The organism is Clostridium brassicae (assembly GCF_026738875.1).
GTDB lineage: Bacteria > Bacillota > Clostridia > Clostridiales > Clostridiaceae > Clostridium_H > Clostridium_H brassicae.
Map to the genome: position 1 here is coordinate 56,309 of NZ_JAPQFJ010000012.1, position 17,692 is coordinate 74,000.

At 27.5% G+C, this 17,692-nt stretch carries 17 protein-coding genes; 3 read left to right on the forward strand and 14 right to left on the reverse strand.

The features are described 5' to 3' along the window. Positions 1 to 376: 376 nt before the first annotated feature. Genes OW729_RS12020 through OW729_RS12030 form a run of 3 tightly spaced genes read right to left on the reverse strand, consistent with a single transcriptional unit; the run spans position 377 to position 2,442 of the window. A complete protein-coding gene (locus OW729_RS12020) occupies positions 377 to 1,147 on the reverse strand; it encodes a ribonuclease H family protein (protein ID WP_268061763.1) in 771 nt (256 codons plus the stop codon). A 29-nt stretch (positions 1,148 to 1,176) separates the two neighbouring features. Further along, entirely contained in the window at positions 1,177 to 2,220 is a 1,044-nt protein-coding gene (locus OW729_RS12025; RefSeq protein ID WP_268061764.1) for a YkvA family protein, read from the reverse strand. Between the two features lie 48 nt (positions 2,221 to 2,268). Then, positions 2,269 to 2,442, reverse strand: a complete 174-nt coding sequence (locus OW729_RS12030) for a hypothetical protein (protein WP_268061765.1) — start codon at positions 2,440 to 2,442, stop codon at positions 2,269 to 2,271. Positions 2,443 to 2,758: 316 nt separating this feature from the next. Here OW729_RS12030 and OW729_RS12035 point away from each other — a divergent pair, with 316 nt between their 5' ends. Further along, complete coding sequence (locus OW729_RS12035; protein WP_268061766.1) at positions 2,759 to 4,501, forward strand: ATP-dependent metallopeptidase FtsH/Yme1/Tma family protein; 1,743 nt, start codon at positions 2,759 to 2,761, stop codon at positions 4,499 to 4,501. A gap of 438 nt (positions 4,502 to 4,939) precedes the next feature. On the opposite strand, the gene OW729_RS12040 is transcribed toward OW729_RS12035, so the two are convergent. From OW729_RS12040 to OW729_RS12085, 10 genes are all read right to left on the reverse strand, one after another. Beyond that, the gene (locus tag OW729_RS12040) at positions 4,940 to 5,647 is read right to left on the reverse strand and encodes a beta/alpha barrel domain-containing protein (protein ID WP_268061767.1); all 708 of its coding nucleotides are present in this window, start codon (positions 5,645 to 5,647) and stop codon (positions 4,940 to 4,942) included. A gap of 214 nt (positions 5,648 to 5,861) precedes the next feature. Continuing rightward, positions 5,862 to 6,824, reverse strand: a complete 963-nt coding sequence (locus OW729_RS12045; RefSeq protein ID WP_268061768.1) for a rhomboid family intramembrane serine protease — start codon at positions 6,822 to 6,824, stop codon at positions 5,862 to 5,864. A gap of 265 nt (positions 6,825 to 7,089) precedes the next feature. Next, positions 7,090 to 8,148, reverse strand: a complete 1,059-nt coding sequence (locus OW729_RS12050; RefSeq protein ID WP_268061769.1) for an HD-GYP domain-containing protein — start codon at positions 8,146 to 8,148, stop codon at positions 7,090 to 7,092. A 33-nt stretch (positions 8,149 to 8,181) separates the two neighbouring features. Continuing rightward, on the reverse strand, positions 8,182 to 9,981 hold the full coding sequence (gene pepF, locus OW729_RS12055) for an oligoendopeptidase F (protein ID WP_268061770.1): 1,800 nt from the start codon (positions 9,979 to 9,981) through the stop codon (positions 8,182 to 8,184). A gap of 102 nt (positions 9,982 to 10,083) precedes the next feature. After that, complete coding sequence (locus OW729_RS12060; RefSeq protein WP_268061771.1) at positions 10,084 to 10,479, reverse strand: DUF6762 family protein; 396 nt, start codon at positions 10,477 to 10,479, stop codon at positions 10,084 to 10,086. A gap of 250 nt (positions 10,480 to 10,729) precedes the next feature. Beyond that, positions 10,730 to 11,194 carry a Fur family transcriptional regulator gene (locus tag OW729_RS12065; RefSeq protein WP_268061772.1) on the reverse strand — a complete coding sequence of 155 codons (465 nt, stop codon included), beginning with the start codon at positions 11,192 to 11,194 and terminating at the stop codon, positions 10,730 to 10,732. Between the two features lie 292 nt (positions 11,195 to 11,486). After that, positions 11,487 to 11,873, reverse strand: a complete 387-nt coding sequence (locus tag OW729_RS12070; RefSeq protein ID WP_268061774.1) for a single-stranded DNA-binding protein — start codon at positions 11,871 to 11,873, stop codon at positions 11,487 to 11,489. 70 nt (positions 11,874 to 11,943) lie between these two features. After that, the gene (locus tag OW729_RS12075; RefSeq protein ID WP_268061775.1) at positions 11,944 to 12,495 is read right to left on the reverse strand and encodes a manganese efflux pump MntP; all 552 of its coding nucleotides are present in this window, start codon (positions 12,493 to 12,495) and stop codon (positions 11,944 to 11,946) included. Between the two features lie 78 nt (positions 12,496 to 12,573). Beyond that, positions 12,574 to 12,735 carry a hypothetical protein gene (locus OW729_RS12080; protein WP_268061776.1) on the reverse strand — a complete coding sequence of 54 codons (162 nt, stop codon included), beginning with the start codon at positions 12,733 to 12,735 and terminating at the stop codon, positions 12,574 to 12,576. Positions 12,736 to 13,094: 359 nt separating this feature from the next. Next, complete coding sequence (locus OW729_RS12085; protein WP_268061777.1) at positions 13,095 to 14,687, reverse strand: S41 family peptidase; 1,593 nt, start codon at positions 14,685 to 14,687, stop codon at positions 13,095 to 13,097. A 737-nt stretch (positions 14,688 to 15,424) separates the two neighbouring features. On the opposite strand from OW729_RS12085, the gene xerA reads away from it, so the two are divergent. After that, positions 15,425 to 16,285, forward strand: a complete 861-nt coding sequence (gene xerA / locus OW729_RS12090; RefSeq protein ID WP_268061778.1) for a site-specific tyrosine recombinase/integron integrase — start codon at positions 15,425 to 15,427, stop codon at positions 16,283 to 16,285. 67 nt (positions 16,286 to 16,352) lie between these two features. Then, positions 16,353 to 17,174 carry a hypothetical protein gene (locus tag OW729_RS12095; protein ID WP_268061779.1) on the forward strand — a complete coding sequence of 274 codons (822 nt, stop codon included), beginning with the start codon at positions 16,353 to 16,355 and terminating at the stop codon, positions 17,172 to 17,174. 136 nt (positions 17,175 to 17,310) lie between these two features. Here OW729_RS12095 and OW729_RS12100 read toward each other — a convergent pair whose 3' ends face one another. After that, positions 17,311 to 17,589, reverse strand: a complete 279-nt coding sequence (locus tag OW729_RS12100) for an STAS domain-containing protein (protein WP_268061780.1) — start codon at positions 17,587 to 17,589, stop codon at positions 17,311 to 17,313. Between the last annotated feature and the right edge of the window lie 103 nt (positions 17,590 to 17,692).

The window sequence follows — 17,692 nt, forward strand, 5'->3', positions numbered from 1 at the left end:
TTAATGACAATAAAGAATAACTACGCCCCTGGATAACGGCTTCTAATTTTCAGTTGTAACAAAAACATCTGAAATCAAGAATCCTGTTTATCCGATGTCTACTTCTTCTAATATTCTCATTTTTAATGACAATAAAGAATAACTACGCCCCTGGATAACGGCTTCTAATTTTCAGTTGTAACAAAAACATCTGAAATCAAGAATCCTGTTTATCCGATGTCTACTTCTTCTAATATTCTCATTTTTAATGGCAATAAAGAATAATTACGACCCTGGATAACGGCTTCTAATCTTCAGTTGTAACAAAAACACCTGAAACTAAGAATTTTGTTTATTAGCTGCTTTATATATAATAGGTTGTGCAAATTTTAAAATATTAAACATTCTTTACTATTATATTTGAAGCTAAATCTTCTCCTATTAATTCTATAATCATATTTTTTAGTTCATCAGTTTTTACTTTTAAATTTCTATTCTTTAATAATTTTTTAGTAGAACCATTTAAAGGTATACTAACTGCTTTTTTTGCAAATTCATCTACAATCTCATTATATAAATCTCCAGTATGGCTATCTACTTTAACAAAAGTAACATTTATATTTTTTGACTTAGTTAACCAATTAAACTCTTCATAATATTTTTTAGATGACTCTTCTTTTCTCTGCCAAAAACCTGTGGCATGATAACAAACACCTACATAATCGTGAAATATAACTAAATCTTTAATATCATTAGATCCTGCGTATTCTAAAGCCTTAATAGAACCTTTTAATTCTCCTGCAATCTGCCTTATCGATTTATTAGAGTCGTCCTTGCCACAACCATTTTCAATATGAAGTATTACATCATCTTTTACTACAACTAAACCGTAAGAATATTTTCCACTGGTTTGGTTGAAACTTCCATCTACATATGCATGAACCTTATCCTTTGGATAATTGTCCTCATCTTTTTTCAAAAAAGAACTTCCCATATCTAAATAGTTTTCAGCTTCTTCTAAAGAAGTAAAGCTCTTATATTTTGCGCCTTTAACACCCTTAACATATTTCAGACATTTATCCCATGAATCTACTATTTTATCTTCTATTTTAATATTGTCTTCAAAATCAAACCCCTCTTTTATAGCATATAATTTCTTTTTTGCCATCTTTCCACTCCTAAACTTACTAAATTCATTTATTTTGTTTTATTTTTATTTTTTCTTCTATGTATAATTTTTTTAGAAAAAACAAACACTCCACTTAAAATGCTTATTGTTTTCTGCCTTCCTATAATATTGAAAGATGCTTTTTTAATTTCTTTAGCTTTTATTATGATATCATCCTTTCCTTGCCAATGTTCTAAAATAATATTTTCTGGTATATCATCTATGATTTTATCCAAAGCCAAAAATACTATTCCAATATCATCTATCTTCCCTATAACAGGTATAAAGTCGGGTATAATATCTACAGGAAGAGCTAAATATGTTATTGCAGCTCCAATAACTACTTTCGTCTTAGTTTTGACTCTTTCATCTATCATAATTCTATACAGCAAAGCTACTATATCTGGAATCAACAATATATAATCTTTATATTTTTCACACCCTTCTGGTAGCTTGTCCTTAGCTTTATCTCTTACTTTAGAATATTCATCCTTAGTTTTATTTATATTATAAATTTCATCTTCACAAGTCTTTTTTTCATTAAATATAGATTTATTATTATCAATATCACTCTTTATATCATTCTTTATTTCATTTTTTATTTCTTCTAAAGATAATGCCTTCTTACCTTCTATATAAACCAAGTTTTCAACTTCAACTTCCATATATTCTTTAAATAAAACTATATCTTTCAATATAAATTCTACAGCAGGTATATACTTTAAAAGCTTATAGAAATCTAAACATACAACCTCATCCTTTAAACTTATACCCATAAACTGAAATTTTTTCAAAACCTTTCTTAAAGCAAAATTAACAAGCTTTGACCATATAGGTATTTTCCCTAGTTTTATATTTGCAAGTCCTAACTTCAATATATTATTCTCTATACCTTTTAAATAAAGAGAAGCTAAAAAATTTATTTTTAAGCCTTTGTTATAATGTCCTCTTATCTGTAGAAAATTTTTTATATTAATTTCATCAATTTTGAAACCATCTATTTTTAAATTTTCATCTATCATTCCTATTAAATCTTTTTCTGTTAGTTTAACCTTTATATTAGAAATATTCATTTTTGCCCCCTTGTCCAATTAAAAATACATTTAAGTAGTAATTAATTATTATATTGAATTATTTAACAATATATCTAAAGTATACACAATAAATTGCCCTAAAACAACATTTATCAAAGCTTTCCACTTAATCACTCTTAATGACTTACAAATAAAACATTCGCAACTTCCTAAATAATGTAAATCCCTTATTAATGTAGTAAGTATTTTAACAAGAAGCACCTCTAGCTCCCCCCAAATTCACCTTAATTATTAAGCCTATTTTTAAGAATCGTCCCTTATTTTATAATTTTATAAGCTTATCTAATCATTAGAAACTAATTACTGGCTATTGGTTACTAATAAGAACCGTTCCTACTTTTACATAAATTACATTAGAAAAATTTATGATTTTCATTGGACATAAACTCATAAATTTATTATAATTTGAATCAAGTTGACATAATAATTATGCTTAGAAATGGAAATTATTATTACTAGTGATCTTATTAAGTTACTTGTAGGGTAGCTGTGGTATAAATCTAGAAAGGGTGATAACGTGAATAAAATAAAAAACAAATACCTTTTACTTCCAATATTGACTACTTTACTATCCATTATATTAATAATTACAACAGGCATAGCTTATCAACCAAAGGGTTCAAAAGAGTATAAAGATTTTTTAAACGATGTAAATTCAAACAAGATATCTGTAGTTTATTATACAGATTCCCCAAAACTTAAGGTGAAAACCAAAGATGGAAAAATATACGAAACTGATAATCCTAGAAGTGATAAATTCAAAGAAACTATGCTTCAAAAAGGAGTAAAGGTTGCAGAACAATCTTATGCAAGCCCTTTTGAAGTGCTTCCTTTTGTTTTATTGGTTGCTTCTATTGGATCTTTTATCTTTCTTGCTGTAAAAAATTCTAAAGTGACTTCTAAAAGCATGAGATCAGTAGATTCTCTTGATGCAAGTGCCGTAGAAGATATAGGATATAACTTTCAAAATGTTGCAGGAAATGAAGAAGCAAAGGAAAGTGTAAAAGATATTGTAGACTTTCTAAAAAACCCTGAGAAATATGCTTCTTATGGTGCTCGTATGCCTAAAGGTATAATTCTTTATGGTGAACCTGGGACAGGTAAAACACTTCTTGCAAAAGCTGTTGCTGGTGAGGCAGGTGTCCCTTTTTATGCTATGTCCGGTTCAGACTTTATTCAAGTATATGTGGGAGTTGGGGCTAGTAGAATAAGACAATTATTTAAAAAAGCTAAAGCTCATGGCAAAGCTGTAATATTTATAGATGAAATTGATGCTATAGGGAAAAAAAGGGACAGTTCTAAAACCACAGGGGGTTCTGATGAAAGAGATCAAACTTTAAATGCTCTTTTAACAGAAATGTCAGGTTTTAATGAAAAAGAAGGTATTGTTGTTATGGCTGCTACTAATAGATTAGACATGCTTGATACCGCTTTATTAAGACCTGGAAGATTTGATAGACATATAGAAATTTCCCTTCCAGATGTATCAGCAAGAGAAAAAATACTATCCTTGCATTTAAAAAATAAACCTGCTAAAAATATAGATGTAAAAGAATTGGCACAAAAAACATCTTTATTTTCCGGAGCAAAACTAGAACATTTAGTTAATGAAGCTGCAATACTTGCTTGTAAAGAAAATAGTGAAAATATAAAAAATATACATTTTGACAAAGCTTATTCTATTGTTTTAGCTGGATATGAAAAATTAAATAGAGAGCACATAAAAGAATCTGATAAAAAAATCACTGCTTATCATGAAGCTGGACATGCTCTTATATCTGCAAAAGTACTTCCTGAAGAAAAAGTTTCAAAGGTTACTATTATTCCTAGCACTAATGGAGCTGGTGGATATACCTTAAGTATTCCTCAAGACCAAATGTATCAAAATAAAGACTACTTGAAAAAAAGAATAATGGTTCTTTTAGGTGGAAGAGCTGCCGAGGAAATAATTTTTGGAAAAGACAAAATTACTACTGGTGCTTATAGTGACTTAAAAAACTCTACAAATATAATAAGAAGTATGGTAACTGCCTATGGAATGGGACATTCCTTAGGTCTGCTAACTCTATCAGAAATGGGCGAAGTATCTAAGTCCAATAAAATTGATATTGTAAATGAATGCAAAACTACAATTGATGAACTTTATAAGGAAGTAAAAAATCTACTATATGAGAATAAATTCTATTTAGATCAACTTTCTCAAGAATTGATAGAAAAAGAAACCATATATGACTCAGATATAAATAGATTATTAAATTAATGATTTGCATAATAGAAAAATGTTGCGATGTAATGAATAACGGCATATAAATAGATTTTTTATAGTTAATATAGTCTAACATTCATATTTAGGAGAAGAGGAATACTAAAGTATGATTTTTCCTCCTGAAGTCATAAAATCTTTAAACTAAACCGTTTTTCAGACTTTCAGTGGTAGTATGTATGTTTATTCAGTATTTTATAGCAACTATCTTTTAATCTTAAGTTAAGAGGTGACTCCCATAAGCTACCGCTTTTAAGAGCTTACTAGCTCTTTTATTTAGATTAACAACAAAGCTCATAATGAAAATTTAATTTTTCATTATGAGCTTATTCTTTTACTTAATTCAAAGATTTTCTGACACTAGGAGGAAATCCCTCCTTTACTATTCGCTAATCTCTACAATAATATTGCACTGCAATATTATTGTAGTAAGTCTTATTTAATAAGTCCTATATGAGGTCCTAACTTTCCAAGCTGATCATAAGATTCTCTATATCTATCCATAATTGTAGCAAAAATGTCTCCTGTCGTTTGTGGAGTATATGTAATAGCATTTGCTCCTGCTTCTATAGTTTCTCTAATACTTTCATCAGTTGGTCCACCAGTAGCTATTATAGGTATTCTTGGAAGCTGTTCTCTTATCATTCTTACTATTTTAGCAGTATCTTTTCCACCAGAAACATTTAAAATATCAGCTCCCGCATCTATCCTTGCTTGAATATCTTCTTTCTCAGATACTATTGTAATTATAACAGGAATGTCTATAGTTTTTCTAACCCTTGCAACAACTTGATTTGATGTTGGATTATTCAGTACTATTCCAAAACACCCTTTAAATTCAGCATCAAGAGCCAAGTTTACAACTCTCTTACCTGTAGTTATTCCACCGCCAACGCCACAAAAAACAGGCTTATCTGAACCGATCATAAGTGCCTGCGTTATAACTGGTTGGGGAGTAAAAGGGTATACCGCCATTATTGCATCTGCATTAGTATTTCTTATGACAGCTACATCCGTACTAAAAACTAAAGATTTAATTCTTTTTCCTAAAACTATTATTCCACTTGCTTCTCTTATAGCTTCAGGTACTTTAATCATATTACTTCTTAAAATTCCATTTATTTCGGGTATGTTCTTCTTCATGCTATCCTCCTACAATGAAAGAATAATAATATAATTATATATTCATGTCTCTCTTAATACAATATATTATTTATCCTTAATATATTAATTTCTTTTAAAATTTGCGAAAAGATAGATTTTTAATTTAGTAAATGATAAAATTCATGTGCTTATTTAATATGTCTCCGTATAACTTAATCTATAAGTCAACTTATTTAAAATCACTTATTTTTTATTAATTAAACATATTGTCTTTCCATAATATAAATGATATTATAATTCCTCCAATCAGTCCTCCCATATGTCCAAAGTTATCTATATTAGGCATAGCTACTCCAATAAATACATTTATTCCAATAACATAAATTATATTTCTAACCATTCCTTTTCCAACCTTATCCCTCATCTTAACTCCAAAGATTAAAGAAGCTCCAAGAAGTCCAAAAATAGCTCCTGATGCCCCTATAGAAACTCCACTTGAAAATAGGTAACTAAAAACAGAAGAAATCATCCCAGCTATGAAATATATAATCAAATATTTTATTTTTCCATATACCTTTTCAACCAATGGTCCTAAAGCATATAAAGCATACATATTTAATACAAGGTGCATGAGTCCTCCATGAAGAAACATAGCTGTAAACAATCTATAGTATTCACCTTGGCTTATAAGCTCATTAACCTTAGCTCCCAAAAACACTAGTACCCTTATATCGCTATCGAAAATATTCTTAGAAAGAACAGCCGTTATTATATATAAAACTATATTTATTCCTATTAATAAATTAGTTATAAAAGACTTATCCTTTTTCCTTTTCTCTATTTCTAATCTATAATTAAGTATGCTATATATTTGTCCCCCTATTTCACTTAATTCCTGTGGACAATAAACAATACTATTTTTCTCTTTATCAAGTATTATTACATTATTTATCTCTTCATTTCTTACTGTAAGCGGAGTTCTTACATCTACATCTTCCAGAATAAGTATTTTTATAAATCCATCGTATTTTTGTTCTTCCACATTATTAATATTATCTTTATTCAAGAAAACTAAACATATATTTCTTTCATTTATCCTTTTTTCTAGCCCCCAAAAACTTTCTGTATTATCTTTTGAATAAATCTCTGTAATATGATACATGTAATTATCTGAAAGCTTTTTTATAAGAAACTTTTGAAAATCCTCTCTTTTCATAACATCCTCCGACTTTTAAAAATAAGAGGCTACGTTTTTAATCTATGTTGATTTTAAAACTTTTATTCAGACTCTACTCAGCACTCTTCTTCTTTTTTTGATATTATATTATTTTTAAATCTAATTTAATAGACTTATACAAACGATTAATTCTTAGAAGCCCTAAATTTTAACTAGGTTATTAAATGCTTTTTAATTATAAATCATTTAATAACCTATCAATTTAATATAAACTATGTAAAATAAAACTGTCTTGAAACATATCCTATACTATGCCTTCAATTACTATGTCTAAGTGTTTTAACAAATCAATTTCATAAAAAGATATAGGCTCTCTAGTCATACTATTATAAAGAACTCTTATGACGGGTCTATCTGGAAATCCTTTATTTTGCTTTATTACATATCCTTCTATATTATTTGAAAGTTTCACACAACACCCTAAAGGATATATAGCAAAAATGTTCTTAAAGTTTTTTACAATCTCCTCATCAAATAAAGTACCACTTCCACCTAAAATAAGTTCATAAGCTTCATTAGGTGGCATCTTTTTTCTATAAACTCTATTATTACTTACAGCATCATAAACATCACATATAGATACTATTCTCGCAAATCTAGAAATTTCATATCCTTTTAACCCATTTGGATATCCACTTCCATCAACTCTTTCATGATGTTGTTCTACAGCTTTAATTATATCCATAGAAATCTGCATATTCTTTTCCAATATTTCTTTTCCATAAATAGGATGATTTCTTATCTCTTGCATTTCTTCTTTTGTAAGAGGTTCTCTTTTATTTATAATTTTATAAGGAACCTTAGTTTTTCCTATATCATGAAGAACTGCACCAATAGCTAATTCCTTAAGTTCGCTTTCACTATAATTCATCGAAATTCCAAGAAAAGTTGCCATTATGCAAGTATCTATACAATGTACATAAGTATAATTATCATAAGTTTTTATATCAGTTAAACTTTTATCAACATCTCCACAATCAATTATATACTCAACTAAGTTCTCTACAACTCTAAGGGAATCTCTTGTTTCTACCCTATGTTCCATATTTAAACTTTTGACTATATTTGACATGCTTTTCATATATATTTGCTTTATCTTTAGAAGTCTTTCATCCTCTACCATAACATCGTTTAACCTTTCATCTTCTACGTATACATAGAGTACTCCAAGTTCTCGTAGCTTTGATATATATTTATTAGTCAACTTAATGCCAGCTCTTAAGAGTATATTTCCATCGTTGGTGAGGATGTTTTTTCCAAGAATATCATTTTCTTTAACTCTATTTATGAATTCAAGCCTCATGTCATACCCCCCCTTACTCTTTATAATCTAATTTTAAAGAGTATTTTCCAACATATCCAAAAGTTCATTAAATCTATCTATAGTGTCCTCTATTGGTTTAGAAGTTGCCATATCAACCCCAGCATTTTTTAAAATATTTATAGGATAATCAGAGCCACCACTTTTTAAGAAACCTTTATATTTTTCTACAGATTTATCTCCTAAAGCTAAAATACTCTTAACAAAAGAATTAGCAGCAGAATACCCTGTAGCATACTGATACACATAAAAATCACTATAAAAATGTGGAATTCTAGACCATTCCATATCTATTTCTTTATCTATGATCATATCTTTACCAAAGTATCTTATATTAAGTTCATGATATATACTGCATAAATCTTTTGATGTTAATGGTTCACCCTTGTCAATTTTCTCATGAGTAATTTTTTCAAATTCAGCAAACATAATTTGTCTAAAAACAGTAGTTCTTATTTGTTCTAATTGAGTATTTATAAGATAAAGTCTTTTTCGTTCATCCTTTTCATTTTCTATTAAGTAATTTATAAGAAGACATTCATTAACAGTTGATGCTACCTCCGCACAAAACAAAGTATACTGTGCATAAATATAAGGTTGCTCTCTTCTTGAATAATATGAATGTATAGAATGACCCATTTCGTGAGCAAGAGTAGATACATCATTAAGTTCATTGTTATAATTTAAAAGCACATAAGGCATAGTATCATAACACCCCCAAGAATAGGCTCCACTTCTTTTTCCTTTATTTTGATAAATATCTATCCATTTGTTATCTATTCCTTCACTGAAAATCTCAAGGTATTCTTCTCCAAGGGGTTTTAACGCATTTTTTACTATTTTAACTCCTTCTTCAAATTCTATATTAGTTTTAGGAGTATCTATCACTGGAACATAAAGATCATACATATGAATTTCATTTAATCCCAATAACTTTTTCTTTATCCTAACATATCTATGGAGACTTTCTATATTTTTATTTATGGTTTCTATAGCACTATCGTACACTGATTCGGGAATGTCATTTGGCTCTAAAGAACTTTTCAGTGAATTGTTGTATTTACGAGTTTTTGCTACAAAAGAAAAATTCTTAATGGATGATGTCAATGATGTTGCTAAAGTATTTTTGTACTTTTCATAAGTCCCAAATAAAGCTTTAAAAGCATCTTCTCTGACTTTTCTATCTTTTGATTTTATATATTTAGAATAACTTCCTTCTGTAAGTACAACTTCTTTTCCTTCTTCATCTCTTATATTAGGGAATGTTAAATCTGCATTAGTAAGCATTCCAAAAATATTTCCTGGTGCATTTAAACAATCTGAAACTGAAGCTAAAAGCTCCTCCATTTCACTACTCAAAGTGTGAGGTTTCTTTTTTAATATTTTTTCAAGCATAAATTTGTACATATTAAGTTCTGGCACTTCTTGAATAGCTTTTTCAATAGTTCCTTCATCATAAGATAGAATTTCTGGGACAAAAAATGAACTTACAGCCATAAGTTCTGCTAAATAAGACTCTATCTTATTTTTTAAAGCTTGAAAAATAGTATTAGTAGTATCTTCATCTGATCTTAAAAAAGCATATACTGCAAGTTTATCTGCTAATCTTGAAATTTCTTCATCCAGCTTTAAAAATGCAAGAAGCTCTTTTCCTTCATTTAATTTTCCTTTATATTCTTTAAGTTTTAAGGCTTCTTTTTTTAGCAATTCAAAGTCAGCTTCCCATTGTTCTATACTAGTATATACTTTACTTATATCCCATTTATATTGCTTTGATATCTCCTCTCTGTTTTTAAGATCTTTAACTGCATTCACACTATCCTCTCCAATCTTCAATATAATAAAATTCTACTATCCTTATTTTGCCATGAATCTCCTTATTTGAAACAATGAAGCTTTTCTTGTGAAAAGCTTCATTTAAACATAATCCTCTTTCTTATTTTCGGACTCTTCAAAGGATTTCTTTACCTCTAAATGTATAATATTACATATTTCTCTTAATTTTTCTACCATTTCCATATGTTCTTCAATATAGTCAAATTCTACAATCCATGTTGGATTATATTCATCATCCTTTTCTTCGATTTTATATCCTTTTTCTTCAAACGTTTTTAAATCAAATAAATCATATATAGCGCTATATTCCCACTCTTCTACATCTTTTCCTGTATCAAAATATAAGTTTATCTTTCCTTCCTTACAAAAAAATTTTGTAATATATTCTGCTCCCTCACTTACTTCATAGCTTCCAATCTCTCTTATAAATTTATTATCTTTATCTACTTCCATTAACACTAATGATGAAAACTCCATCTTAATACCCTCTTTCTCATAATTTTGCAATACTATTTTTTCATGTTTTACTGATTTTTAATAACACATAGTGTTTAATCTATAACTTTTGCAACCAAATTTTTCATCTTTTGTCTAATAATTTATTTTATCAGCTAATCTTTAATAATTAAATAAAATTTTATGATTATTTTGTAAACTAATAAATCATAATTAATTACTAGTATTTGCTCACTAATTCATTTAATTGTACCTACCTAATTAATAGTAACTACTCTGACTTTAATATTTCCCATTCTTCTTTACTATTTACATTATCTAAAGTTTCATTTTCTCTACATTCTTCACAAATGCATTTAAGTTTTATCTCTTTTTCTACAAAGGTAAATCCTGTTTTACTTTTTATTATTTCTTCAACTTGAAATAAGGGACAGTCTATTTGTATTTTTTTATGACATAGGTGACAACATATAGTATGCTTATGACACTTATTTTTTAAAATATAATTATACCTTCCTTCGCCTATATCAAATTTATTTAAAATATCTTTTTCATATAAAATTTCTAAAGTCCTGTATATAGTAGATAGATCTATTTTTTCTTTTTTTTCTCTAACTTCTTTAAAAATATACTCTGCTGTAACACCTGTATCACTTTCATCTAAAATTTTCAAAATAGATATTCTATTCTTAGTAACTCTCATTTTATTTTCTTTTAAAGTTTTTTCTACATCCATAATATCACCTATGACAATCTCTATTTAATTAAATGCTGATTTTTTCATATTTATTCAAATCTCTTCTTAATTACCTTATTTATATTTATTAAATTATGCTAAATCAGTAGTTTATCAAAACATGCCTAATTTAATAATGAGTTATATTTGTATATTAACACCAATATTATTTCCAAATATAACTCATCACAATTATAACATAGTTTTCTCTGTTGTGATAAAATTTAAAACAAAAATATGGTACAGCTTAACACTGTACCAATTGAATTCTATATACATATGTAACTATAACTTAAATTGCTTCTTTTTCTTTATTTTCTTCTTTATTTTCTTCTTTATTTTCCTCTTTTTTATCGTCTTTTCTCCATTGTAAAAACTGTACTTCCTGAGCAACCACTTGACTTAGATATTTTCTTACTCCATCCTTACCTTCAAAAGAAGTCATTTGAAGCCTTCCTATTACACTTATCAAGCTTCCCTTCTTAGTATATTTAGCAATATTTTCTGCATTTTTATCCCAAGCTACTATAGGTATAAAGTCTACTATTCTATCCCCTTTTAAATTGGTAAAGGGTCTTTCTACAGCTATAGTAAAATTAGTGACATATTTATCATTTTCCTTTATATGTTTTAGTTCAACATCCTTTGTTATTCTACCAATAAACATAACCTTATTCATACATATTCCTCCAATAAACTATATGTTTATTTAGGAGTATATCCACATTGAATCTTCTTAATCACAACAACTAGAAAAATATCATTTTTAATCCAAATAGTATTAGAATCGCTCCACCAACATAATCAGCATACTTTGCTATAACTTTGATTTTTCTAAGATATTTGGCAATGAAAAAAGCTACTCCAGACATGATAAATGATACAATTCCTATAAAAATAGTATTTAGCGATAATATTAAATTGTTAGCTATATTGTTTAAAATAGTAAATCCTATAACAGCTGCATCTATACTAACAGACATGCCTAGTATAAAATACATTTTCTTTTCTAATAGAATATTTTCCTCTTTCTCATCCATACCTTCTTTAAGCATAAATATTCCAACAATAGCTATTATAACTCCTCCAATTATATTAGGAAAGGTAAATATATATTTATTAAATAGAACTCCTGCATAAGCTCCTATAAAAGAGAAAAAAAATTGAAAAAATCCAAATGATATAGAAAAATATAGCTTATTCTTAAATCTTATTCCCTTATTTATCCCTATACTCAAAGCAACTCCAAATGCATCTAATGCGAGGGCTAAAGCTATAAAAAAAAGTGAATACATGGTCATATAACATTCCCCTTATAATGTATAAATTTATACATTATAATATGAAAATTCCCCTCACATTATTCATATAGTAAACAGTTACTTATTTAATAGTATATTTTTCAAAGTAACCCTATAACTTAAGTAGAAAACAATTCCTAATGAGGCTGCAATTAGTACCCCCCATAAATATCTATTATTCTTCATAAGAACACTGAATTTTTGAAATAAATCCTTGGTTTTATCCTTCCATGAATTCATTTATATTTATACCCCTCACTTTTAAAATTAATTATTAATATCCTATTGTTTGATTTGTTCTTCTTATAACTTACCCTTCTTCTCAAATACCTAACTTTAACCCATATTTATAATTTTAATTTTTACTTGTCTTGTTCTCACTATTATCCTTCACTACTATCATATATGGTTTTTTTGTAAATTATAACATTTAATTGATTTTTACATACAAATTATATTATTTAATTTGTGCATTTTATAAACTAATTTCACTATTTTCTAATTATTTAAGAATATAAAAGAGCCAGTAACACTAAATTACTGACTCATCTATGACTTCCTAATATATTATTGGAATTACTTTAATCACTAATAGTTAATTACTGATTAACTACTATTTTAACTACTTCTCCTGCAGTTAAGCTTCTCCCATCTTTGCTTTTTATCTTATCATTTACAAGAAGATAATAGTTTTTTCCATTTTCAAAATCTTTACTTGATGTAACAACTATATTAGATTTATCTACTTTAAGGTTAATTGGAATATTTTCTCCTACTCCTTGTGCTACTAATTCTATATTTTGCTCTTTAACAGTATTTACATCTAACTCTTTATTGAATTTTACTTTTATAATTTTCTCCCCTGATTTCTTAATTATTTCATTAAGTTTTTTACTCTTAATCTTCGATATTTTTTCTCCATTACTATCATCTAAAAGAAGTCTTGCTGTGTCCAACACATCTTCTTCATTATCAACTTCAAAGTCTGGGGTAATCCCTTTATGATGAATTTTATTTCCCTTTGGTGAGAAAAATTCATGTGTTGTAAATTTTAAAACACCTCCGCTACTTAAAGGAATCATACTTTGAGCAACGCCTTTTCCAAAAGTAGTTTTTCCCATAAAAAATGCTTTTCCGTAGTCTTTTACTGCTGCAGATAATATTTCTGAAGCACTAGCACTGTATTCATTAATAAGGAATATTACAGGTTTCTGCACAATTTTATCTTGTTTATATCCATTATGAGAATCTACAACTCCTTGTTTATTTTCCATTAATACTACAGGATTTTCTCCTACAAAATATCCTCCTATATCAAGAGCAGATGTTATATATCCTCCTCCATTAAACCTTAAATCCACAATATAGCTTTCTACATCCTTACTTTCTAAATCATTTAAAACATTCTTAAATTCTTTTCCTGTGTTTTCACCAAAAGAAGAAATTCTTACATATCCTATCTTTCCCTTTAAGACATTTCCTAAAACAGTTGGTGTTGATATAGCTTTTCTTGTCACTTCTAAATTCAAAATTTGATTTTCTCTTTTTACTTCCAAGTTTACCGTAGTACCTGCTTCTCCTCTTAAAGAATTTGAAATTTCTTCTTGTGTCTTTCCTTTTACTATTAAATCTCCTATTTTAACTATTATATCTCCTGCTTTAAGACCTACCTCTTGTGCTGGTGAATTTTCTACGGTTGATACAACTTTTAATCCTTCTTCTACCATATCCATATATATACCTATTCCATAGAATTTATTATCTATTCCATTTACAAAGTCATCATACTCTTGTTTAGTAAAGTAAGATGTATAAGGATCTTGTAAAGATTTTATTAATTCATCTATAGAATTAGCGTTCTGAACTTTGTCAGATACATCATGTAAATAATAATTACTTAGTATATACTTTACTTCTTCTAAGGCATAAATATCATTATTTAAAGATGTATTTTCTTCTCCCACTAACTTAATATTAGAACTCTCTCCATCAACAATATTAGGTCCCTTTACTCTTTCTAACTTATGAATTTGTTTATATGTCTGCTGTATGATAGCTCCTTCATTAAGTTCTCCTGCAGAAACACTTACAAATGAAAAATTAAAAATAAGTAAAAATGCAGTTACAAAAGTTGTGGTGACCTGTCCCCATTTTCCCATAAGTTTTTTTATTAAATTCTTCTCTTGTTTCATATCTTCCTCCTAAAAATTGTTATTTCCCTTTATTACTAAAGCTTCATTAGTAAATTTTAAGATTTTATTCTCCTTAAATAGTTTGTTTTATCTATAACTATATTCGAATCTTTAATCAAAATCTTGTTACTTAAATGTCCTCTTAAATAATTAAAGCTGCTTAATCTGAAATTTTTATAATAGCAATCCTAAAATAATCTGGTTTATTATTATATTGTCCTTATCTTATAAAGCCCTTTCTTACACACTTTTATACATTTATTTTACTTTTTACTAATATAAATTACAAGTAAACAATATATTTACAATATAACCACATCTAGCTTTGTTGAAATTAGAAATATACTTATAAAATTTCATAAATCCTTATAAATATATTGTTATAATTTTACATACCAACACATTATTTAATTAATGAAAAAGCTCTTTATTACTACAATTATATTTTCACATAGTTTATGTGTATTTTATTATAATTTAATTTTAAAAATTATTTTTTCCATTTAATATAATCTACTGTTATCTTTTGTCGTTTTTTTTATTTTTTACCTGAATTTAAAAATTAGTGAATAAGTGAGCATTATTTGTGAAAAAATATAGTTAATGCAGAAAAAATAGGTATGTTATGTTTTGACATTTAAAAGAAATCTTGATATTATAATGGCACAAAACCATAACTTTACATAATAACGAAATAAACTTAATTATATAATTGTTGAAAGAAAGGAGCAATAAAATTGCTGCTTAAAGAAGCTATGGAAAAATTTATTCATTACCTTGTAATGACAGATAAAAGTAAAGAAACAATAAGATCTTATTCTATAGATCTTGCTAATTTCGATGAGTTTCTTGAAAAAAAATACAATTGCCCCTTATATTTAAATGAGGTACAAGTAACGGATATAGAAGATTATCTTTATCATTTAAAAGAGAGAAATCTTCAAACTTCCACAAGAAGTAGAAACCTCTACACTCTTCGTTCTTTTTGGAACTATACATATAAAAATAAAATGTGTAAGTTCAACTTAGCTGTAGCAGTAGAACCAATTAAAATCCAAAAAAAAGAACGTACTTACCTATCAACAGAAGAGGCCTTTCAATTAATGGACGCAGTAGAACATCCTTTAATAAAATTGGTCATAAAAACCCTCTACTACACAGGCCTTAGAATAAGTGAATGTTTAAATTTAAAATTAGATGATCTAGATATAAAAAATAAGGTTATACACGTTATAGGAGGAAAAGGTAATAAAAATAGAGATATACCTATAAATCAAAATCTTCTTCCTATTCTCGAAACCTATATAAACCATGAAAGAGAAGATATAGACAGTGATTATTTATTTGCAACTAAAAAAACTGGGCACCTAAGTTCAACTTATGTAAACTCTGTTTTGAGAGATACAGTAAAAAACTTAGGATGGAAAAAACATGTTACAGCCCATATACTTCGACATAGTTTTGCATCTAATCTCATAAAAAACGGAGTTAATTTAGTTTATGTTCAAAAACTATTAGGTCACTCTAATTTAAAAGTAACTTCCATATACACTCATGCTAATATGGAAGACCTTGATAGATCAATAAACCTTTTGTGATTATTGGGATTTTCACATTTATTAAAACAGACCTTTAAATGGCAACTAAAGAAAAGGAGTGAAATTTGTGTCTCATTATATAGAAGATGCTTCAAGAGACGAAATAGCCGCAAACATAAAAGCTGTATACGATGATAAATATATAATAAAAAGTTTGTTTTGTGGCAAAACCAGAGACGATTTAGCAAAAGAATTTAATCATAAAAACTATAGAACATTAGATATGTTTATGAGAAGACGCGGATATTTATGGAATCCTCATAAACAAAATTATGTTTCTAAACCAGAAAATGATTTTAAAGATGATATATCTTCTTCTCCCTTTAAAGTAGAAAAGATAATTTCTTTATTCGAAGCTGGATATGAACCTATGGAAGTTGCAAAAAAAGTAGGTATGAAAGACCATAGAGCTATGGCCCTTTATATGAAAAATAAAGGTTATGTATGGTCTAGCGAAAAACAAAACTATTCTTTACTAAAAGGAGAATGTTCAAAGCCAGAATTTGTAGAGAATGAAATAGAATTTGAAGATAAAATGGAACCTGAAATATTTAATTCATATATGCCATCGCAAAATCATAAACTAGATACCCTTTCCACTGCAGAAAAATTAGAAAGACTTACACCTATGTTTGAAATGATTGAGAGAAACAAAGACAAAATAGCAGAAATTCTCTCTATTAACAATGGAGGAACCATTCCTCGTTATGTAGTCGGAGGGATAACTATTACTAAATCACTATGTATGTCTCACAATCTAGCAGAACTTATAAAAGAATTTAGTAATGAAAAAAATATAAGCCAAAGAGAAATATTTGAAGTAGCCATAATAGAGTTTCTAAAAAAATATGGTTACGAAAATGAAGTAAATGCCTTGTTTTCATCATAAAACAAGGCATTTTTGTTTTTATATTTAGCTATATTTTAATAAATTGTTGATTTCACATAGTTTAAAATATACATTAGCACTACTAATAGTACAAAATGTGTCTTTTTACATTATTAAATTTAATAGGAAAACAAACTTATATTATATTGAAAATACTATCTAATCTTGTTAATTTGAACACTCTCATAACATCTGGATTAATATTTTTAAGTATTAATTCCCCGTTTAGTTCCTTACATTTTTTATATGCAGAAACTAAGACTCCAAGGCCTGTACTATCCACAAAAAAACATTCTGAAAAATCTAGAACAAAATGTTTTTTCCCTTCTTGAATTGAAAAATATATTTTTTCTCTAAAATCTCCTGCTTCTTCTACTGCAAAATGTTTAGGTATATTTATACACATTTCTTCCATGATTTCTCATCCCCTCAAAATATAATACATTTTTATATTAGAAAATTTAATATTCAATATAAATTTAAATATTTTATTCAATTATATAATTTGTCTTAATACT